General features: G+C 75.2%; 7 protein-coding genes. 6 read left to right on the top strand and 1 reads right to left on the bottom strand.

Annotation, left to right across the window (positions count from 1 at the left end):
* Positions 1–8,959 (top strand): SDR family NAD(P)-dependent oxidoreductase (locus tag AB0E96_RS24975; RefSeq protein WP_359827483.1); only part of this gene is annotated, 8,959 nt, incomplete at its 5' end.
* Between the two features lie 100 nt (positions 8,960–9,059).
* On the opposite strand, the gene AB0E96_RS24980 is transcribed toward AB0E96_RS24975, so the two are convergent.
* On the bottom strand, positions 9,060–10,148 hold the full coding sequence (locus AB0E96_RS24980) for an NADH:flavin oxidoreductase (RefSeq protein WP_359827484.1): 1,089 nt from the start codon (positions 10,146–10,148) through the stop codon (positions 9,060–9,062).
* Between the two features lie 359 nt (positions 10,149–10,507).
* Between AB0E96_RS24980 and AB0E96_RS24985 the strand changes: the two genes are divergently transcribed.
* The 5 genes from AB0E96_RS24985 to AB0E96_RS25005 all read left to right on the top strand — a co-directional run bounded on the left by AB0E96_RS24985 (position 10,508) and on the right by AB0E96_RS25005 (position 17,393).
* Complete coding sequence (locus AB0E96_RS24985) at positions 10,508–11,260, top strand: oxidoreductase (protein ID WP_359827486.1); 753 nt, start codon at positions 10,508–10,510, stop codon at positions 11,258–11,260.
* A gap of 29 nt (positions 11,261–11,289) precedes the next feature.
* Positions 11,290–12,486, top strand: coding sequence for a cytochrome P450 (locus tag AB0E96_RS24990; protein ID WP_359827488.1), 1,197 nt, complete (start codon positions 11,290–11,292; stop codon positions 12,484–12,486).
* Positions 12,483–15,920, top strand: coding sequence for a carboxylic acid reductase (car, locus tag AB0E96_RS24995; protein WP_359827490.1), 3,438 nt, complete (start codon positions 12,483–12,485; stop codon positions 15,918–15,920). Before AB0E96_RS24990 ends, car begins: the two co-directional genes overlap by 4 nt.
* 108 nt (positions 15,921–16,028) lie before the next feature.
* Positions 16,029–16,394 carry a nuclear transport factor 2 family protein gene (locus AB0E96_RS25000; RefSeq protein ID WP_359827492.1) on the top strand — a complete coding sequence of 122 codons (366 nt, stop codon included), beginning with the start codon at positions 16,029–16,031 and terminating at the stop codon, positions 16,392–16,394.
* A 522-nt stretch (positions 16,395–16,916) separates the two neighbouring features.
* Positions 16,917–17,393: a PPOX class F420-dependent oxidoreductase gene (locus tag AB0E96_RS25005; protein WP_359827494.1), complete on the top strand. Its 477-nt coding sequence runs from the start codon at positions 16,917–16,919 to the stop codon at positions 17,391–17,393.
* The last annotated feature ends 115 nt before the right edge of the window (positions 17,394–17,508 follow it).

A 17,508-nucleotide genomic window follows, 5' to 3' on the forward strand; every position in this document is an offset into this window, starting at 1 on the left:
CGAGGCCGTCACCGCGGCCCCCTCAGGACGCGCCGCCCCCGCCGGGCAGCCCGCCGCCGGACGGCCCGTCACCCCCGACGAGCCGATCGCCGTCATCGGCCTGAGCGGCCGCTACCCGGGCGCCGCCGACCCCGACGAGTTCTGGGAGAACCTCCGGGCCGGCCGCGACACCGTCCGGGAGATCGACCGCTGGCCGCTGGACGGCTTCTTCGAACCCGACCGCAACACCGCCGTGGCCACGGGACGCAGCTACAGCAAGTGGGGCGGGTTCCTGGACGGCTTCGCCGACTTCGACCCGAGGTTCTTCGGCATCGCCCCGCGCGACGCCTACGCCATGGACCCGCAGGAGCGGCTGTTCGTCCAGTCCGCCTGGGAGGTACTGGAGGACGCCGGGTACACCCGGGCCCGCCTCGCCGAACAGCACGGCCACCGGGTGGGGGTGTTCGCCGGCGTGACCAAGGTCGGACACGCCCGGCACGAGGCCGGCCGACTGCCCTCGGGCGAACTCGTCGTCCCCGGGCTCTCGTTCGCCTCACTGAGCGCCCGGGTCTCCTACCTGCTCGACCTGCGCGGCCCGAGCCTGACCGTGGACACCATGTGCTCCGCCTCGCTGACCGCGATCCACGAGGCCTGCGAGCAACTCCGCAGCGGCGCCTGCGAGGTCGCCCTCGCCGGTGGTGCGAACGTCTACGCCCACCCGCTGGACTACGTCGAGCTGTGCCGCTCCGGCATGCTCTCGCCCGACCGGTACTGCCGCAGCTTCGGCGCCGGCGGCCACGGCTTCGTACCGGGCGAGGGGGTGGGCTGCGTCCTGCTCAAGCCGCTGTCCCGGGCGCTGGCCGACGGGGACCGGGTGCTCGGACTGATCCGCGCCACCGGTGTCAACCACGGCGGGCGCAGCACCGGTTACACGGTGCCGAGCCCGACCGCCCAGGCCGCGCTGATCCGCGAGGTCCTGGACCGGGCCGGCGTCCCGGCCCGGCGGGTCGGCTACGTCGAGGCGCACGGCACCGGCACCGAACTGGGCGACCCGATCGAGATCGCCGGCCTGGCCGGCGCGTTCCGGCAGGACACCGACGACCGGCAGTACTGCGCGATCGGCTCGGTGAAGTCCGCCATCGGGCACCTGGAGGCCGCCGCCGGCGTGGCCGGCCTCACCAAGGTGCTGCTCCAGCTCCGGCACCGGGAGCTGGTCCCCACCCTGAACGCCGAACAGCCCAACCCGAACATCGACTTCGCCTCGTCCCCCTTCCGGCTCCAGCGCGAACTGGCGCCCTGGCACAGCGAGGGCCCGCGGATCGCCGCGGTCTCCTCCTTCGGTGCCGGCGGTTCCAACGCGCACGTGATCGTCGAGGAGTACCCCGTGCAGCCCGCAGACGGCCCCGCGGACGACACCGAGCAGGTCGTCGTCCTGTCGGCCCGCACCCCCGACCGACTCGCCGACGCCGTCGACCGGTTGGCCGCCTTCCTGGACCGGGCCCCGGACACCCCGCTGACCGACCTCGCGTACACGCTCCAGGTGGGCCGGGAGGCGATGGCCGAGCGGTACGCGGTCGTGGCCGCCTCCACCGCGGACCTGCGGGCCGCGCTGCGCGACGGACGGGGACACCGGGGCGGCGCGGGCGCGGCACCCGGCGGGCTGCTCGCCGAACTCACCGCGGACGGCGAGCTCCAGGACCTGCTCGTCCAGCGGTGGAGCGCCGCCGGGGAGCTGTCCAAGATCGCCGCCCTGTGGGCCTCCGGCATCGGAATCGACTGGCGCCGACTGCACCGGGGGGCGCGGCGGACCATCGCCCTGCCCACCTATCCGTTCGCCGCGGAGCGGTACTGGATCGGCGACCTGCCCCGCTCCGGGGCCTCGCCCGCGGCCGAACCCGCGACCGCGCCGGAACCGCGACCGGTACCCGCGACCGTGGGGGTGGCCGCACCCGGTCCGACGCCCGTTCCCCCGCCCCTCGCGGCCCCGGCCCCGGCTCCGGCTCCGGCTCCGGCCTCGGCCTCGGCTACGGCTACGGCGGACCTGGACGAACTGGTGCCCGCGCTGGTCCGGGAGAAGGTCGCCGCCGCCCTCGCGATGGAGGCCGGCGAGGTCCTCGACGGGCTGGCGTTCGCCGACCTGGGCCTGGACTCCATCCTCGCGGTCCGGGTGGTCCACGAGCTCAACACCGCGCTCTCGCTGGACCTCTCCACCACCGTGGTGTTCGACCACGCCACCCCCGACCGGCTGGCCGCGCACCTGCTCGCCGAGTACCGGGACGCCATCGTCCCCGCCCGCACCGAGCACCCCGCGCCGGCCGCACCGCCGGTGACGACCGCACCGGCCGCACCCGAACCCGCCCCCGTTCCCACGCCCACGCCCGTACCCGCCCCCGCAGCCGCAGCCGCAGCCGCTCCCGAGCGGACCGAGCGCGGACCGATCGCGATCGTCGGCATGAGCGGCCGGTTCGCGGGCACCGGCTCGCTGGACGAGCTGTGGACACGGATGGAGAACGGGGACGACCTGGTCACCGAGGCCACCCGCTTCCGCCTCGACGGCGTGAGCCCGTGCACCAGGGGCGGGTTCCTGGACCGGATCGACGAGTTCGACGCGCTGTTCTTCAACATCTCGGGCACCGAGGCCGCCGTGATGGACCCCCAGCAGCGACTGCTGCTGGAGGAGTCCTGGCGGGCCCTGGAGGACGCCGGGTACGCCGGCCGGATGGACCGGCGCCGGTGCGGCGTGTACGTCGGCGCCTGGGCCGGCGACTACCTGGACCTGCTCGGCCGGGACGCGCCGGCGCAGGCCCTGTGGGGCAACATGGCCTCGGTCATCCCCAGCCGGGTCAGCTACGCCCTGGACCTCAAGGGCCCGGCGATCGCCGTCGACACCTCCTGCTCCAGCTCGCTGGTGGCGATCGACCTGGCCTGCAAGGACCTCTGGTCCGGCGAGACGTCGATGGCCCTGGCCGGCGGGGTGTTCGTCCAGTCCACGGCGCGGCTGTACGGGCTCGCGGGCCGCGCGGGGATGCTCTCCCCGAGCGGGCGCTGCCACAGCTTCGACCACCGGGCGGACGGCTTCGTCCCCGGCGAGGGGGTCGGGGTCGTGGTGCTCAAACGCCTCGCCGACGCGCTGGCGGACGGGGACCACGTCCACGGTGTGATCTCGGCCGTCGGGGTCAACCAGGACGGCGCCACCAACGGGATCACCGCCCCGAGCTCGGTCTCCCAGGAGGCCCTGATCAGCGGACTGTACGAGCGGGCCGGCGTCGACGTGGAACGGATCGGCCTGGTCGAGGCGCACGGCACCGGCACGCCGCTGGGCGACCCGATCGAGTTCCGGGCCCTCGACCGGGTCTTCCGCGCCCGGACCGACCGGGCCGGGTACTGCGCGCTGGGCTCGGTGAAGACCACCATCGGGCACGCCCAGTTCGCCGCCGGTATCGCGGGCGTGCTGAAGGTCCTGCTGGCGCTGCGGCACCGGCGGATTCCCGCCGCGCTGAACTTCGAGGCCGCCAACGAGGCCGTCCCGCTGGCCGGCAGCCCGTTCTACGTCAACACCCGGACCGTCGACTGGGCGGCGCCGGCCGACGGCCCGCGCTGCGGGGTGGTGAGCTCCTTCGGCGCCAGCGGCACCAACGCGCACGTCGTCATCGAGGAGGCTCCGCCCGTGGAGCGGCCGCCGGCGCCGCGGGCGGATCACCTCGTGGTGCTGTCGGCCCGCTCCGAGCGGCAGCTCGCCGAGCAGCGGCGCCGGCTCGCGGCGCACCTGCGCGCCCACCCCTCGGTGGACCTGCGCGACCTCGCCCACACGCTGTGGATCGGCCGCAAGCGCTTCGAGCACCGCTTCGACTGCCTGGCGGGCGACCTCGCCGAGCTGATCGCGGTGCTCGACGGCACCCGGCCGGCCCGGCCGGCCGGGGACGCCCCGGTCCCGGCCGGGGGGCGCCTCGTCCCGCTGCCGACCTACCCGTTCGCCCCGGACCGGCACGGGCCCGCCGGGGGCCGCGACCGCGTCACGCTGTCCCGCGAGGACGGCCTGCTGCGGGACCACGTCGTGCAGGGCCGCCACATCCTGCCCGCCGTCGCCCACCTGGAGCTGGCCCGACGGGCGCTGGGCGGCACCCGCGTCCGGATGGCCAACGTGACGTGGGTCCAGCCGCTGGAGGTGGGGACCGACCCCGTCGAGGTGCTGGTCGACCTGCGCACCGACGCCCGGGGCGCCCGGCGGTTCTCGATCTCGACCGGGGGAACGGTCCGCAGCGAGGGCACCCTGGCCGACTCCGACGCCCCGCGCCCGGCCCGGGTGGACCTCGCCGCGCTGCGGGCACGGTGCCGCGAGACGGTGACCGGCGAACGGATCCACCAGGCCCTGCGGTCGATGGGCATCGAACACGGCCCGAGCCTGCGGGCCCTGCGGCGGGCGCACGTGGGCTCCGACACGGTGCTCGCCGAACTGGTCCTGCCCGATTCGGCCGAGCCGGGCGCGCTCGCCCCGGCCCTGCTGGACTCGGCGATCCAGGCCACCGTCGCAGCGCACCTGACCGAACTGCGGGACACCGCCGTGCCGTTCGCGCTGGAGCGGCTCGACCTGTTCGCCCCGTGCGCGCCGGTGATGACGGCCGTGGTGCGGGGACTGGCGGCCGGGCCGCTCGGCAAGCTCGACATCGACCTGGTGGACGAGGACGGCGAGGTGCGGGTCCGGCTGGTCGGCTACAGCTCCCGCCGCACCGGGCCCGCCCCCGACCGCCGGGCCGTGCCCCCCGCTGCCTCCCGCACCGCGCCGCCGGCCGCGGACCGGCCCGAGCCGTCGACCGGGGACGGGAACGGAACGGCCGTCGAAGCAGCCGTCGAAGCGGCCGTCGAACCGGCCCTCTACGCCCCGGTCTGGGACCCGATCCCCGCGGACGGCCCCCCGGTGCCGTCCGACGCCGACCGCGTCCTGGTGGTCGGCGCCCCGGCCCCGATCGCGGGCGCGCTCGGCTGGCCGCTGCCGGCCTCGGCGAGCGTCGAGGAGGCGACCGCCGCCCTGCACCGGCTCGGACCGGTCGACCACCTGGTGTGGACCGCCCCCGAGACTCGGCTCGCGCCCACCGACGCCGCCGGATACACCGCCGCTCAGGACGACGGGGTGGTGGCGGCGTTCCGCCTGGTGAAGGCGCTGATCGCGGCCGGCTACGACGCCCGACCGCTCGGGATCACCCTGGTGACGACCCGGGCGCTGGCCACCCACGCGGACGACCCGGTGCAGCCCGCGCACGCGGGGCTGCACGGCCTGTTCGGTTCGCTGGGCCGGGAGTACGGCAACTGGACCGTCCGGCGGGTCGACCTGGACGGCTCCGGCTGGCCCGCCGACCTCACGGCCCTGCCCGCCCACTCCCCCGACGACTCCTGGGTCCACCGCACCGGCCAGTGGCTGACCCGCCGCTGGGCGCCGTGCGAGGCCCCGCGGCGCCCGGTGTACCGGGAGGGCGGCGTGTACGTCGTCATCGGCGGGGCCGGCGGGCTGGGGTCCGCGTGGACCCGGCAGGTCGTCCGCGACCACGGCGCCCACGTCACCTGGATCGGCCGCCGGGCGCACGACGCCACCGTGGCGGAGCGGATCCGCGCCGCCGGAGGACCGGACCACGTCCGCTACCTCCAGGCCGACGCCGGCGACCCGGCCGCGCTGCGCCGGGCCCTGGCGGAGGTCCGGCGCGACCACCCGCGGGTGCACGGCGTCGTCCAGGCGGCGCTGGTGCTGCGGGACAGCACCGTCGCGCGGATGGACGAGGCCGACCTGCGGGCCGCCCTGGCCGCCAAGGTCGACGTGACCACCGCGATGGCCGAGGCCTTCGACGGCGAGCCGCTGGACTTCGCGGTCCTGCTGTCCTCCATGCAGTCCTTCACGACCGCCGCGGGCCAGGGCAACTACGCGGCCGGATGCACCTTCAGCGACGCCTACGCCCACGCCCTCGGCCGGCACTGGGACACCCCGGTCCGGGTGATGAACTGGGGCTGGTGGGGCGGCCTCGGAAGCGTCACCTCCGAGTTCTACCGGGAGCGGATGACCCGGGTCGGACTGGTGTCGATCGAACCGCCGGAGGGGCTCGCCGCCCTGGACGCCCTGCTCGGCGGCGCGCAGCGGCAGCTCGCCTACGTCCGCACCGACCGGCGCAACACCCTGCCCAACTTCGACCGCGCCACCAGGGTCGCCGCTCCCGGCCCGGCCGTCCTGCCGCCGCCCGGCACCCTGCCGGCCGACCTGGACGGGCCGGACGCCGAACTGGACGAGGTCGTCCGGTGGCGCCGGGCCGAACGGGACCCGTGGCTCGCCAAGGTCCTCACCGCCCAACTGGCCGGCTTGGACCGGGCGGCCGTCCTGCCGCAGTACGCGCAGTGGTGGGAGCACGCCCAGCGGGTCCTGGTGCCGGCCGAACCCGCGGACCAGGTGCTGGACCGCTGGGAGCGGGAGTGCGCCCGGTGGTCCGCGGACCCCGACCGGGCGGCGGAGCTGCGGCTGGCCTCGGCCATGCTCGGCGCCCTGCCCGGGATCCTGACCGGCCGCGTCCGGCCCACCGACGTGATGTTCCCGCGCGGCTCCATGGAGTTGGTGGAGGGCTGCTACCGCGACAACCGCGCCGCCGACCTGTTCAACCGGGCCATGTCCGGGACGGCCGCCCTGCTGGCCGCCGACCGGCTGCGCCGGGAACCGGGCACCCGGCTGCGGATCCTGGAGGTCGGTGCGGGCACCGGCGGCACCAGCGTCGGGATGTTCGCGGCCCTGCAGCCGTACCGGGACGACATCGAGAGCTACGTCTACACGGACCTCTCCAAAGCGTTCCTGAACCACGCCCGGGCCTCGTACGGGCCGGAGGTCCCGTACCTGGACTACCGGCTGCTCGACATCGAGCGCCCGCTGGCCGGGCAGGACGTCCCCGAGGGCACCTTCGACCTGGTCATCGCCGCGAACGTGCTGCACGCGACCAAGGACACCCGCAACACCCTCCGCAACGCCAAGGCCGCGCTGCGGCCCGGCGGTTGGCTGCTGCTGAACGAGCTCTCGGCGTTCGACCTGTTCAGCCACGTGACCTTCGGCCTGCTGGAGGGCTGGTGGCTGTTCGACGACCGGTCGCTGCGGATCCCCGGCTCACCGGCGCTGTCGCCGGAGAGCTGGCGGGAGGTGCTGGCCGGTGAGGGCTTCCGCACCATCGTGTTCCCGGTGTCCCGGGCGCTCCCGCTGGGGCAGCAGGTCATCGCGGCGGAGAGCGACGGGGTGACCAGGCAGCGGGTGCCGGCGGCACCGGTCACGCCGCTCGCACCGGCCGTACCCGCCGCACCGGCGTCACCGGCCGCACCGGCGGCCGCCCCACCGGCGGCACCGCGGACCACCGCGCCGGCCGTCGGCACTCCGTCGGCGCCACCCGTACCGTCCGCACCGTCGCGGACCGCGGCGGCCGACACCCCGGCCGCCGTCCCGGCCGCCCGGCCGGTGGACACCCTGCCCGCCCGGCCGCAGGCCGACCCGGCCGAGCTGATCCGGGCCAAGGCGGCGGCCGTCCTCGGCATCCCGGCCGAGCGGATCGACACCGCCGCCCCGCTCACCGACTACGGCCTGGACTCGATCCTCGTCCTCCAGCTCACCAACGCCCTGCGCGAGGACTTCGGCGAGGACGTCTCCCCCACCCTGCTGTTCGAGGCCGAGACCATCGACGCGCTCCGTGACCGGCTCGCCGGCGCCCCCGGCCGGCGGTGGGCGCTGTCCCGCGGCCAGCTGACCATGTACCGGGACCAGTTGCGCTGCCCGGACTCCGTCGCCTACCACCTCCCGGTGCTCTTCGAGGTCCACGGCGACCCGGACGAGGCGGCACTGGAGCGCGCGGTCGGGGAGCTGGCCCGGATCCACCCGCTGCTGGGCGCGGTGGTCGCCGAGCGGGACGGGACCCCGTACCTGGACGTCGACCCGGCCCGGGGGCCGTCCTTCGAACGGGTCGTCCTCACGCCCGGCACCCGGGCCGGCCGGCTGGCCGGGCTGCGCGAACTGGTCGGCGCCCCCTTCGACCTGGCCAAGGGACCGCTGGTCCGGGCGCACCTGGTCGCCCTCCACGACGGCCGCCGGCTCCTGCTGGTGACCGCCCACCACATCCTGCTGGACGGCACCTCCACGGCCCTGCTGGTCCGCACGCTCAAGGACGCCTACCGCGGCCGGGGACGGTTGCGGGACGCCGAGTTCGGCGACTACACCGCCTGGGAGGAGGAGCTGCTGGCCGGCCCGCGGGGACAGCGCCACCGCCACCACTGGCTCACCGAACTGGCGGGTGCGGACGGGAGGTTGGACCTGCCGTACGACCGTCCCCCGGTGCCGGGGCGGCTGCCGCGCGCGGACGTGGTGGTGGCCCGGCTGCCGCGGGAGCTGGCCGCCGCGGTCGCGGGGACGGCACGGAGCCACCGGGTCAGCGTCTCAACCGTGCTGTTCGCGGCCTACACCCGGTTCCTCCATCGGGTGACCGGCCAGGACGACCTGGTCGCCGGGGTCACCACGGCCGCGCGCTACGAGGAGCGGTTCCAGGACGTGGTCGGCCAGTTCGCGAACTGCCTGCCGATCCGCTCCACCGCCACCGAGGACGTCGCCGAGCTGCTGCGGGCCGTGCACCGCCGGGTCGTGGCCGGGATCGAGCACGGCGCCTACCCGCTGGCCGAGATCGCCCGGGCCCTGGGCCACGGGGACGAGCCGCTGGTGCGGACCAACTTCCTGTTCCAGAACTTCGACGGCGCGGAACTGCTGACCGGTGGATCCCCCGCCGGCCCCGGCGAGTTGGACCTCCGGCCCTTCGACGACCTGCCCTACCCCGGGGAGTACCCCCTGGCGCTGGAGGTCTACCGGGAGGAGGACGGCTACAAGGCCTTCCTCAAGTACGACACCCAGCTGTTCGAGGAGGCCACGGCCCGGCGGATGGCGGACGAGTGGCTGGCCGCCCTGCGGACCGTGGTGGCCGCCGGGTAACGGGACCGGTGGGCGGGGAGCCCCGCCCACCGGCCTTCCCCGGGGAAGACGGCCGGGGCGCGTCCCGTGGAGACGCGCCCCGGCCGTCCTGCCGCCCCCCCTAGACGAGCGTCGCGAGCACCGACGGGTCGTAGGGGGCGGCCCCGGCCAGGTCGCCGCCGAGGGCACGCTCCGCCCAGTCGGGGTTGGCCAGCAGCGGCCGGCCGACCGCGACCAGGTCGAACTCGTCGCGGTCCAGCCGCTCCACCAGCCCCTCGATGCCGGTGAGCCCGGCCGGCCGGGTGAAGCCGTCGACGAACTCGCCCTCGCCGTACTGGCGGTCCAGCCCGACCGAGCCGACCGTCACGGCGGCCTTGCCGGTGAGCTCGCGCGCCCAGCCGGCCAGGTTCAGGGCGCTGCCCTCGAACTCGGGCAGCCAGTAGCGGCGGGTGGAGGCGTGGAAGGCGTCCACCCCCGCGTCCGCCAGCGGGGCCAGCAGCTGCTCCAGTTCGTCGGGGCTCTCCGCGATGCGGGCGTCGTAGCGGTCGACCTTCCACTGGGAGAGCCGGAAGAAGACCGGGAAGCCCGGCCCGACCGCCGCCCGGACGGCCTGGACGATCTCGGCCGCGAACCGCGCCCGGGAGGCGGGGTCGCCGCCGTAGCGGTCGGTGCGACGGTTGGTGCCCCGCCACAGGAAGTCGTCGATCAGATAGCCGTGGGCCCCGTGCAGTTCGACCCCGTCGAACCCGAGCCGCTCGGCGTCCGCGGCGGCGCGCGCGAAGGCGGCCACGGTGTCGTCGATGTCCTGCTGGCTCATCGCCCGCCCGACAGGGCCGCCGTCCAGCCCGATCCCGGAGGGCCCCTCGGCGGTCGCCTCGGCGCCCGGGCGCTGCACCCCGGTGTGCCACAGCTGCGGGATGATCCGGCCGCCGGCCGCGTGGACCGCGTCCACCACCCGGGACCAGCCCGCCAGGGCCCGGTCGCCGTGGAAGTGGGGCACCCCGTCGTAGGCCGCCGCGGCGTCGCGGCCGATGTAGGTGCCCTCCGTGACGATCAGCCCCACCCGGTGCGCCGCACGGCGGGCGTAGTACTCGGCGACGTCCGGGCCCGGCACCCCTCCGGGGGACTTCATCCTGGTCATCGGCGCCATCACGATCCGGTTCGGGACCGTCAGGCCGCCCACGGTGAACGGCTCTCCCAAACGCGCCATTGTTCCTCCCGAGTTCGTCTGTATTCCGGGCCGAACACCCCGGGCGATATTCCGCCGCGGCACGGCGACGTTTCCTCCCGCCGAATACCGGAGCCCGCGCGTCGGCAATCGGCAATTATTCGGCACCGCCGTTCCCGGCGTCCAGCGCCACTTCCCCCGCCCGCCACCCCGGACTCCCGTGCAGCGCATCAGGCGATGCACTGCATCGACACAATCTTCTTGACCGTGCGGAAGGCGGTCGCGGATAGTGGTCCGCAGTGGTTCCGCGCCGCCCTTTCGAATCGACACCGGACCATGCGCACCCGTCACCGAAAGCGTCGCGGACAGGTTTCCGACGAGGGAAAGGCGACGGGACCGGAATGGAACGGGAATTGGCGGGAAAGCGCGCGGTGGTGACCGGTGGGAGCCGCGGCATCGGCGCCGGCATCGCCCGGAAGCTCCTGGAGAGCGGCGCCACGGTCGTCGTCACCGCGCGAAACCCGACCGCGGACACGCCGGCCGAGGCCGCCTTCGTGCCCTCCGACCTCAGCACGGCGGCCGGTGTCGGCGCATTCGCCGACACCGCGCTGGAAATCCTCGGCGGCGTGGACATCGTGGTCAACAACGCCGGCGGCTGCCGCACCTTCCAGAGCGCCCTGGACATCGAGAAGGACTGGCAGTACACCGTTGACATCAATTTCCTCTCCGCCGTCCGGCTCAATTCCGCACTCGTCCCCGTGATGCGTTCGGGGGGCGGTGGCGTCATCGTCCACATGTCCTCGATCGCCACCGTCTCGTCCTATCCGGTGATCCTGCACTACGCCGCCGCGAAAGCCGCCCTGGAGGTCTACCACAAGGGGCTCGCGACCGAGCTTGCACCGGACGGCATCCGGGTCGTCGCGCTTTCCCCCGGCAACGTCATGACGCCGGGCGCGGACGAGGCCCGGGACGGGATCGCCGACTACCTCGGGCTCGGTGCGGACACCGCGGACTGGGCCGAGGGGATCCCGCTCGGCCGGATCGGACGCACCGAGGACATCGCCGAGGCCGTCGGGTTCCTGGTGTCCCCGCGCGCCTCCTGGATCACCGGCAGCAACCTCGTCATCGACGGCGGGCGGATCGCGGCACTGTGACCGCCCCCGGGACCGGAAGGACAGACATCATGACCGCGACGGACGACGGGCCCCGGGCCTATCCGTTCGGCCCGACGCACCGGCTCGACATCGACCCGGAGCTGGCCGCCGTCTGCGGCGAGCAGCCCGTACTGAGGGTCCGGCTGCCCTTCGGCGGGGACGGCTGGCTCGTCACCCGCTACGCCGACGTCCGCGCCGTGCTGGCCGACCCCCGGTTCAGCCGCGCGCAGGCAGTGGGCGACCACGTGCCCCGCACGGTCTCGGCCGGCCTGCCCCGCACCTCGATGCTGAGCATGGACCCGCCCCAGCACACCCGGCTGCGGCGCCGGGTGGCCAACCCGTTCACGCTGCGCCGGGTCGAGGCCATGCGGCCGCGCGCCCAGGAGATCGTGGACGACCTGCTGGACGCGATGATCGCCTCGGGCTCGCCGGCCGACCTCACCACCGCCCTGACCTGGCCGCTCCCGGTCACCATGATCTGCGAACTGCTCGGGGTGCCGGTCGCCGACCGCGACCGCTTCAACTCCTGGGTCGACGGCCTGCTGACGCTCTCCGACCCCGAGCTGTCCGCGCGCGACCGCGGGCACCTCAACGACTACCTGGCGGGCCTGGTCGGCGAACGGCGGGTGCACCCCACCTCCGACCTGCTCGGCGAACTGGCCTCCGTCGAGGGCGAGGAGAACTCGCTCACCGAGGAGGAGCTGGTCGGCCTCGGGGTCAGCCTGCTGTCCGCCGGCCAGGAGGCCACCGCCAACCAGATCGGCAACTTCGTCTACACCCTGTTGACCCGCCCGGAGCTGTGGCGGTCGCTGGTCGCCGATCCCGGACTGATCCCCGACGCGGTGGAGGAACTCTCCCGGATCGTCCCGATCAGCGCCACCGCCGGGTTCACCCGGATCGCCCTGGAGGACATCGAGCTCAGCGGGCAGACCATCCGCAAGGGCGAGGCGGTGGTCGCCGAACTCGGGCTGGCCAACCGGGACCCGGAGGTCTTCGAGCGGCCCGAGGTGATCGACTTCCACCGCGACGCGGCCCCGCACGTCACCTTCGGACACGGCGTGCACCACTGCCTCGGCGCGCAGCTCGCCAGGATGGAGCTGCGCACCGTGCTCGACTCGCTGGTCCGCCGGCTGCCGGGGCTGCATCTGGCCGTCCCGTCCGAGCGGATCAGCTGGCGCACCGAGCGCCTGATCCGCGGGGCGGAAGCCCTGCCGGTCGCCTGGTGAGCCCCGTCACGACCGGGCCCGGCACGACGGGGCAGTCGGAGGCCGTCCGGGCCGCGCTCGCCGATCCGGGCACCGGCCCGGCCGAGATCATGGCGACCGTCATGACGGCCTACGGGGACCGGCCCGCCCTGGGCGAACGCGCCCGCGACGGCGCGACGGGGCGGCTGCTGCCGAGGTACGAGACCGTCAGCTACCGGGAGCTGTGGGCCCGGGTGCGGGCGCTCGCCGGCGCGTGGGCGCACGAGCCCCGGTACCGGCTGGCCCCCGGCGACCGGATCTGCGTCCTCGGCTTCAGCAGCACCGACTACGCGACCGTCGACCTCGCCGGCGTCCACCTGGGCCTGGTCTCCGTGCCGCTGCACGCCAGCGCGCCGCTCTCCCAGCTGGCGCCGATCGTCGCGGAGACCGAGCCCCGGGTCCTCGCCACCAGCGTCGAACGGCTGGAGACCGCCGTCGCCGCGGTGCTCGGGCAGCCGTCGGTCCGCCACCTCCTGGTGTTCGACCACCGCCCCGGGGCCCCCGACGAGCGCGCGGCCGTGGAGGCCGCGGCCCGGCGGCTGGCCGAGGCCGGCGGCACCGCCGTGCTCGACACGCTCACCGCGGCGGTCGGGCGCGGCGCCCTGCTGCCCGAGCCCCCGCTGCACGTGCCCGCCCCGGGCGAGGATCCGCTGGCCCTGCTCCTCTACACCTCCGGCAGCACCGGCGCCCCGAAGGGGGCGATGTACCCGCAGCGGCTGGCCCGCAACGCCTGGTGGGGGTTCGTCTACGGGCCCGCCGACGTGCCGTCGGTCGTCGTCCACTACATGCCGCAGAGCCACCAGGCCGGCCGGATGTCGGTGCTGGGCACGCTCGCCCGGGGCGGGCTGGGCTGTTTCACCGCCAGGAGCGACCTGTCCTGCCTGTTCGAGGACATCGCGCTGGTCCGCCCGACCGAGCTGACCATGGTGCCCCGGATCTGCGACATGCTCTTCCAGCAGTACCGGAGCGAGCTCGACCGGCGGGCCGGCGAGGACGGCGACGTCGACGCGGCCGTGAAGGCCCACCTGCGGGAGACCGTCCTGGGCGGTCGGGTGGCGAAGGCCTTCTGCGGGACGGCGCCGCTGTCCGCCGAGGTCGCGGAGTTCGTCGAATCCTGCCTGGGGCTGCACCTGCACACCGGGTACGGCTCGACCGAGGCCGGCGGGGTCCTGCTCGACACCGTGGTGCAGCGCCCGCCCGTCCTCGACTACAAGCTGGCCGACGTCCCGGAGCTGGGCTGCTTCACCACCGACCTGCCGCACCCGCGCGGCGAGTTGCTGCTCAGGACGAGCGCCGCCATCCCCGGGTACTACCGCCGGCCCGAACTCACCGCGGCCGTCTTCGACGAGGACGGCTACTACCGCACCGGCGACATCATGGCCGAGGTCGGCCCGGACCGGCTGGTGTACGTCGGCCGCACCAAGGACGTGCTCAAGCTGTCCCAGGGCGAGTTCGTCACCGTCTCCCGGCTGGAGGGCGTCTTCCTCGGCAGTCCGCTGATCCGGCAGGTGTTCGTGTACGGCAGCAGCGAGCGCTCCCACCTGCTCGCCGTGGTGGTGCCCACCGCGGACGCGATCGCCCGCACCGCGGGAGATCCGCGCGAACTCAAGCGGCTGGTCGACCGGGAACTGCGGCGCACGGCGGGCGAGAGCGGCCTCAACCCGTACGAGGTGCCCCGGGACTTCCTGGTGGAGACCGAGCCCTTCAGCCCGGCCAACGGCCTGCTCTCCGACAGCCACAAACTGCTGCGCCCCAAGCTCCTGGAGCGCTACGGCGAGGCACTGGAACGGCGCTACGCCGAACTCGCCGACGAACAGGGCCGGCAGCTGCGGGAACTGCGCCGGACCGGCGCCGACCGGCCGGTCGAGGAGACCGTGGCGCGGGCCGTGCGCGCCGTCCTGGGCCGGGCCGACGCCGGAGCGGACGGCAGCGCGCGCTTCACCGACCTCGGCGGCGACTCGCTCTCCGCGCTGTCCTTCACCACCCTCCTGAAGGAGGTCCTGGACGTCGAGGTGCCGGTCGGCGTCGTCATCGGCCCGACCACCGACCTGGCGGGCGTCGCCGCGTACGTCGAGGCCCGGCGCACCGCCCCGGAGGCCAGGCCCACGTCCGCCTCCGTGCACGGCCCGGGCGCGACCGAGGTCCGGGCCCGCGACCTCACCCCCGACCGGTTCGTCGACGCCTCGACGCTGGCCGCCGCGCCGGGCCTGCCGGGCCCCACGGAGTCCCCGCGGACCGTCCTGCTCACCGGCGCCAACGGGTTCCTCGGCCGCTTCCTCTGCCTGGAGTGGCTCCGCCGGCTGGCCCCGTCCGGCGGACGGCTGGTCTGCCTGGTCCGGGGCCGGACACCGGCGGACGCGGCCGACCGGCTCGACCGGGCCTTCGGCCCCGGGGGCGAGGCGTCCCGGCTGTACCGGGAGCTGGCTCCGGGCACGCTGACCGTCCTCGCCGGGGACCTCGCCGAGCCGCGCCTGGGCCTGGACCGGGCGGTGTGGAACGGGCTGGCCGGGTCGGTGGACCGGATCGTCCACCCGGCCGCGCTGGTCAACCACGTGCTGCCCTACGCGGAGCTGTTCGGACCCAACGTCACCGGGACCGCCGAACTCGTCCGGCTGGCGCTCACCGAGCGGCTCAAGCCCTTCACCTACCTGTCCACGGTGGCGGTGCGCGGCACGGCCGGGCCGGACGTGCTCGACGAGGACGCCGACGTCCGGGAGACGATCCCGCACCGCCGCCTCGGCCGCGGCTACGCCGACGGGTACGCCGCCGGCAAGTGGGCCGGCGAGGTGCTGCTGCGGGAGGCCGCCGAACGGTACGGCCTCCCGGTCAGCACGTTCCGGTCGGGCATGATCCTCGCGCACGGCAGCTACCCCGGACAGCTGAACGTGCCGGACGTGTTCACCCGGCTGGTCCTCAGCCTGGTGGCCACCGGGATCGCCCCCCGGTCCTTCCACCCGGACGGCGTGCCGGTGCCCCACGAGGGCCTCCCGGTCGACTTCCTCGCCGAGGCGGTCACCGCGCTGGGCGCCCCGGGCCCGGACGGCCACCGCACCCACCGCACCTTCAACGCCTGGAACCCGCACCCCGACGGCGCCTCGCTGGACGCCTTCGTGGACCGGCTCGTCGAGGAGGGCCACCCGATCCGGCGCATCGACGACTACGACGACTGGTTCGCCCGCTTCACGACCGCGGTCCGGGCCCTGCCGGAACGGCAGCGCACCCACTCGCTGCTGCCCCTGCTGCACGCGTTCGAGCGGCCCGGCGGCGACCGCCCCGCCCCGGCGCCGCGGTTCCGGGCCGCGGTGCGGGCGGCCGGGATCGGGCCGGACCGGGACGTGCCGCGGCTGTCGCCCGGCCTCGTCACCAAGTACGTCACCGACCTGCGCGGCCTCGGGTTGCTGGACGCACGCCCCTGACGCGGCCCCAGGGACCGACGTAGCCTGACTGCACCGACTGCGCCGATCGCATCGACGCACCGTCAACCGGCGGTCCACGGACCGCCGTTCCCGTCGAACGGAGAACCCATGGCACAGGATCCCGGCACGGAGCGGGAGATCGACGCGGTCCTGACCGCGGGGCTGCGACTGATGGAGTCGCGCGACCTCGCCGGCTTCCGCGCCCTGCACACCCCCGGCGCCACGGTGTGGCAGAACGACGGCGAGGGCACCCGGACGATCGACGCCCGGCTGGAGCAGATCACCGCGTTCCTCGACGGCGTCGACTCGCTGCGGTTCGAGGTCGTGCGCCGGTTCCACCGGCCCGGCGAGGTGCTCCAGCAGCACGTCCTGCACCTGGTGGCACCGGACGGCACCGACAGCCGGGTCCACGCCACCGTCTACTTCCGGTTCGAGGGCGGGCTGATCGCCGAGATCGAGGAGTTCCTCTACTAGGGCGCGCCTTGAGCGGCCCGGGGGCGCACCGCCACCGGCGCCCTCGTACCGCCCCTGGCCGCCCCCGGCGCTCCGGGGGCGGCCTCCGCCTGTCCCGGACGCACCGTCCCTCCCGGACGCCGCGCGCCGGACGGCCCTCCCGCGAACGTGTCCGGCCGAATCCGCCGTGCCGGTCCGGCCCGGGCGAGGCGGTCCACGGCGACTCGTACGTCCCGCTCGGGGCGTCCCCGCCCCGGATGCCGCCCCACGGGTGGCGGCGATCGCGGCCGTCGGCCCGATCCGGGCGTATGGACCGCGCCGGCTCGCGGCGCACGAACAGCCCCGCCCCCTCGAACCGCCCGCCCCGGTGGACGAGAATGGAGTGGCCCGCCCGGCGGGGGTGCTCACCCGCACCCGAACCCGGCTCTCCCGCGGGTTCCACGGCGACAACGGCCGGATCCCCGAGCCGACCGCCGAGGAGTTCCGCGAGACCACCGAGGGCCACGGGCACCGACCCGCCCCCCGACGGCACAGGGAGGACAGGTGCACCACCGAACGGACCGGACCCACCGGGCCCGACGGACCGACCCGACCGACCGGCTCGCCGACAGCAGGTACCTCCTGCTCACCACCTTCGACGAGGACGGCAGCCGACTGGAGTCACCGCTCTGGGTGGTGCCGGACGGCCCGGCCCTCGGAGTCTGGGCCCCGGCCCACTCCGGCGAGGCCGAACGGATCCGCCGCCGGCCCCGGGTGCTGATCGGCCCGTGCGACGCCCACGGGCGCCCCACCGGCCGCCAGGTCCCGGCCCGGGCACGGCTCTGCGACGCGGACGACACCGCGCGCTACCGCACCTCACTGATCAACAAGTACGGCCTGACGGCACTGATCGCGCTGGCCCGCAGCCGGTTCAGGGTCGGACTGGCCGGGACGGTGGGGATCCGGATCACGCTGAACGAGCCGGAACAGCGGCTGGTCGGTCCGGAGTGGCTGCCGCCGGCCGGGTACTGCGTCAACTGACCTACCGGCCGTGCCGGTTGAGCCAGCGCCGTCGGCCGAGCACCACCGGCCGAGCGCCTTCGGTCGAGCACCGCCGGCCGAGCGCCGGGGCCCCGGGAGGCGGCCCCGGCGCCCG

It is taken from the genome of Kitasatospora sp. NPDC036755 (assembly GCF_040636595.1).
GTDB lineage: Bacteria > Actinomycetota > Actinomycetes > Streptomycetales > Streptomycetaceae > Kitasatospora.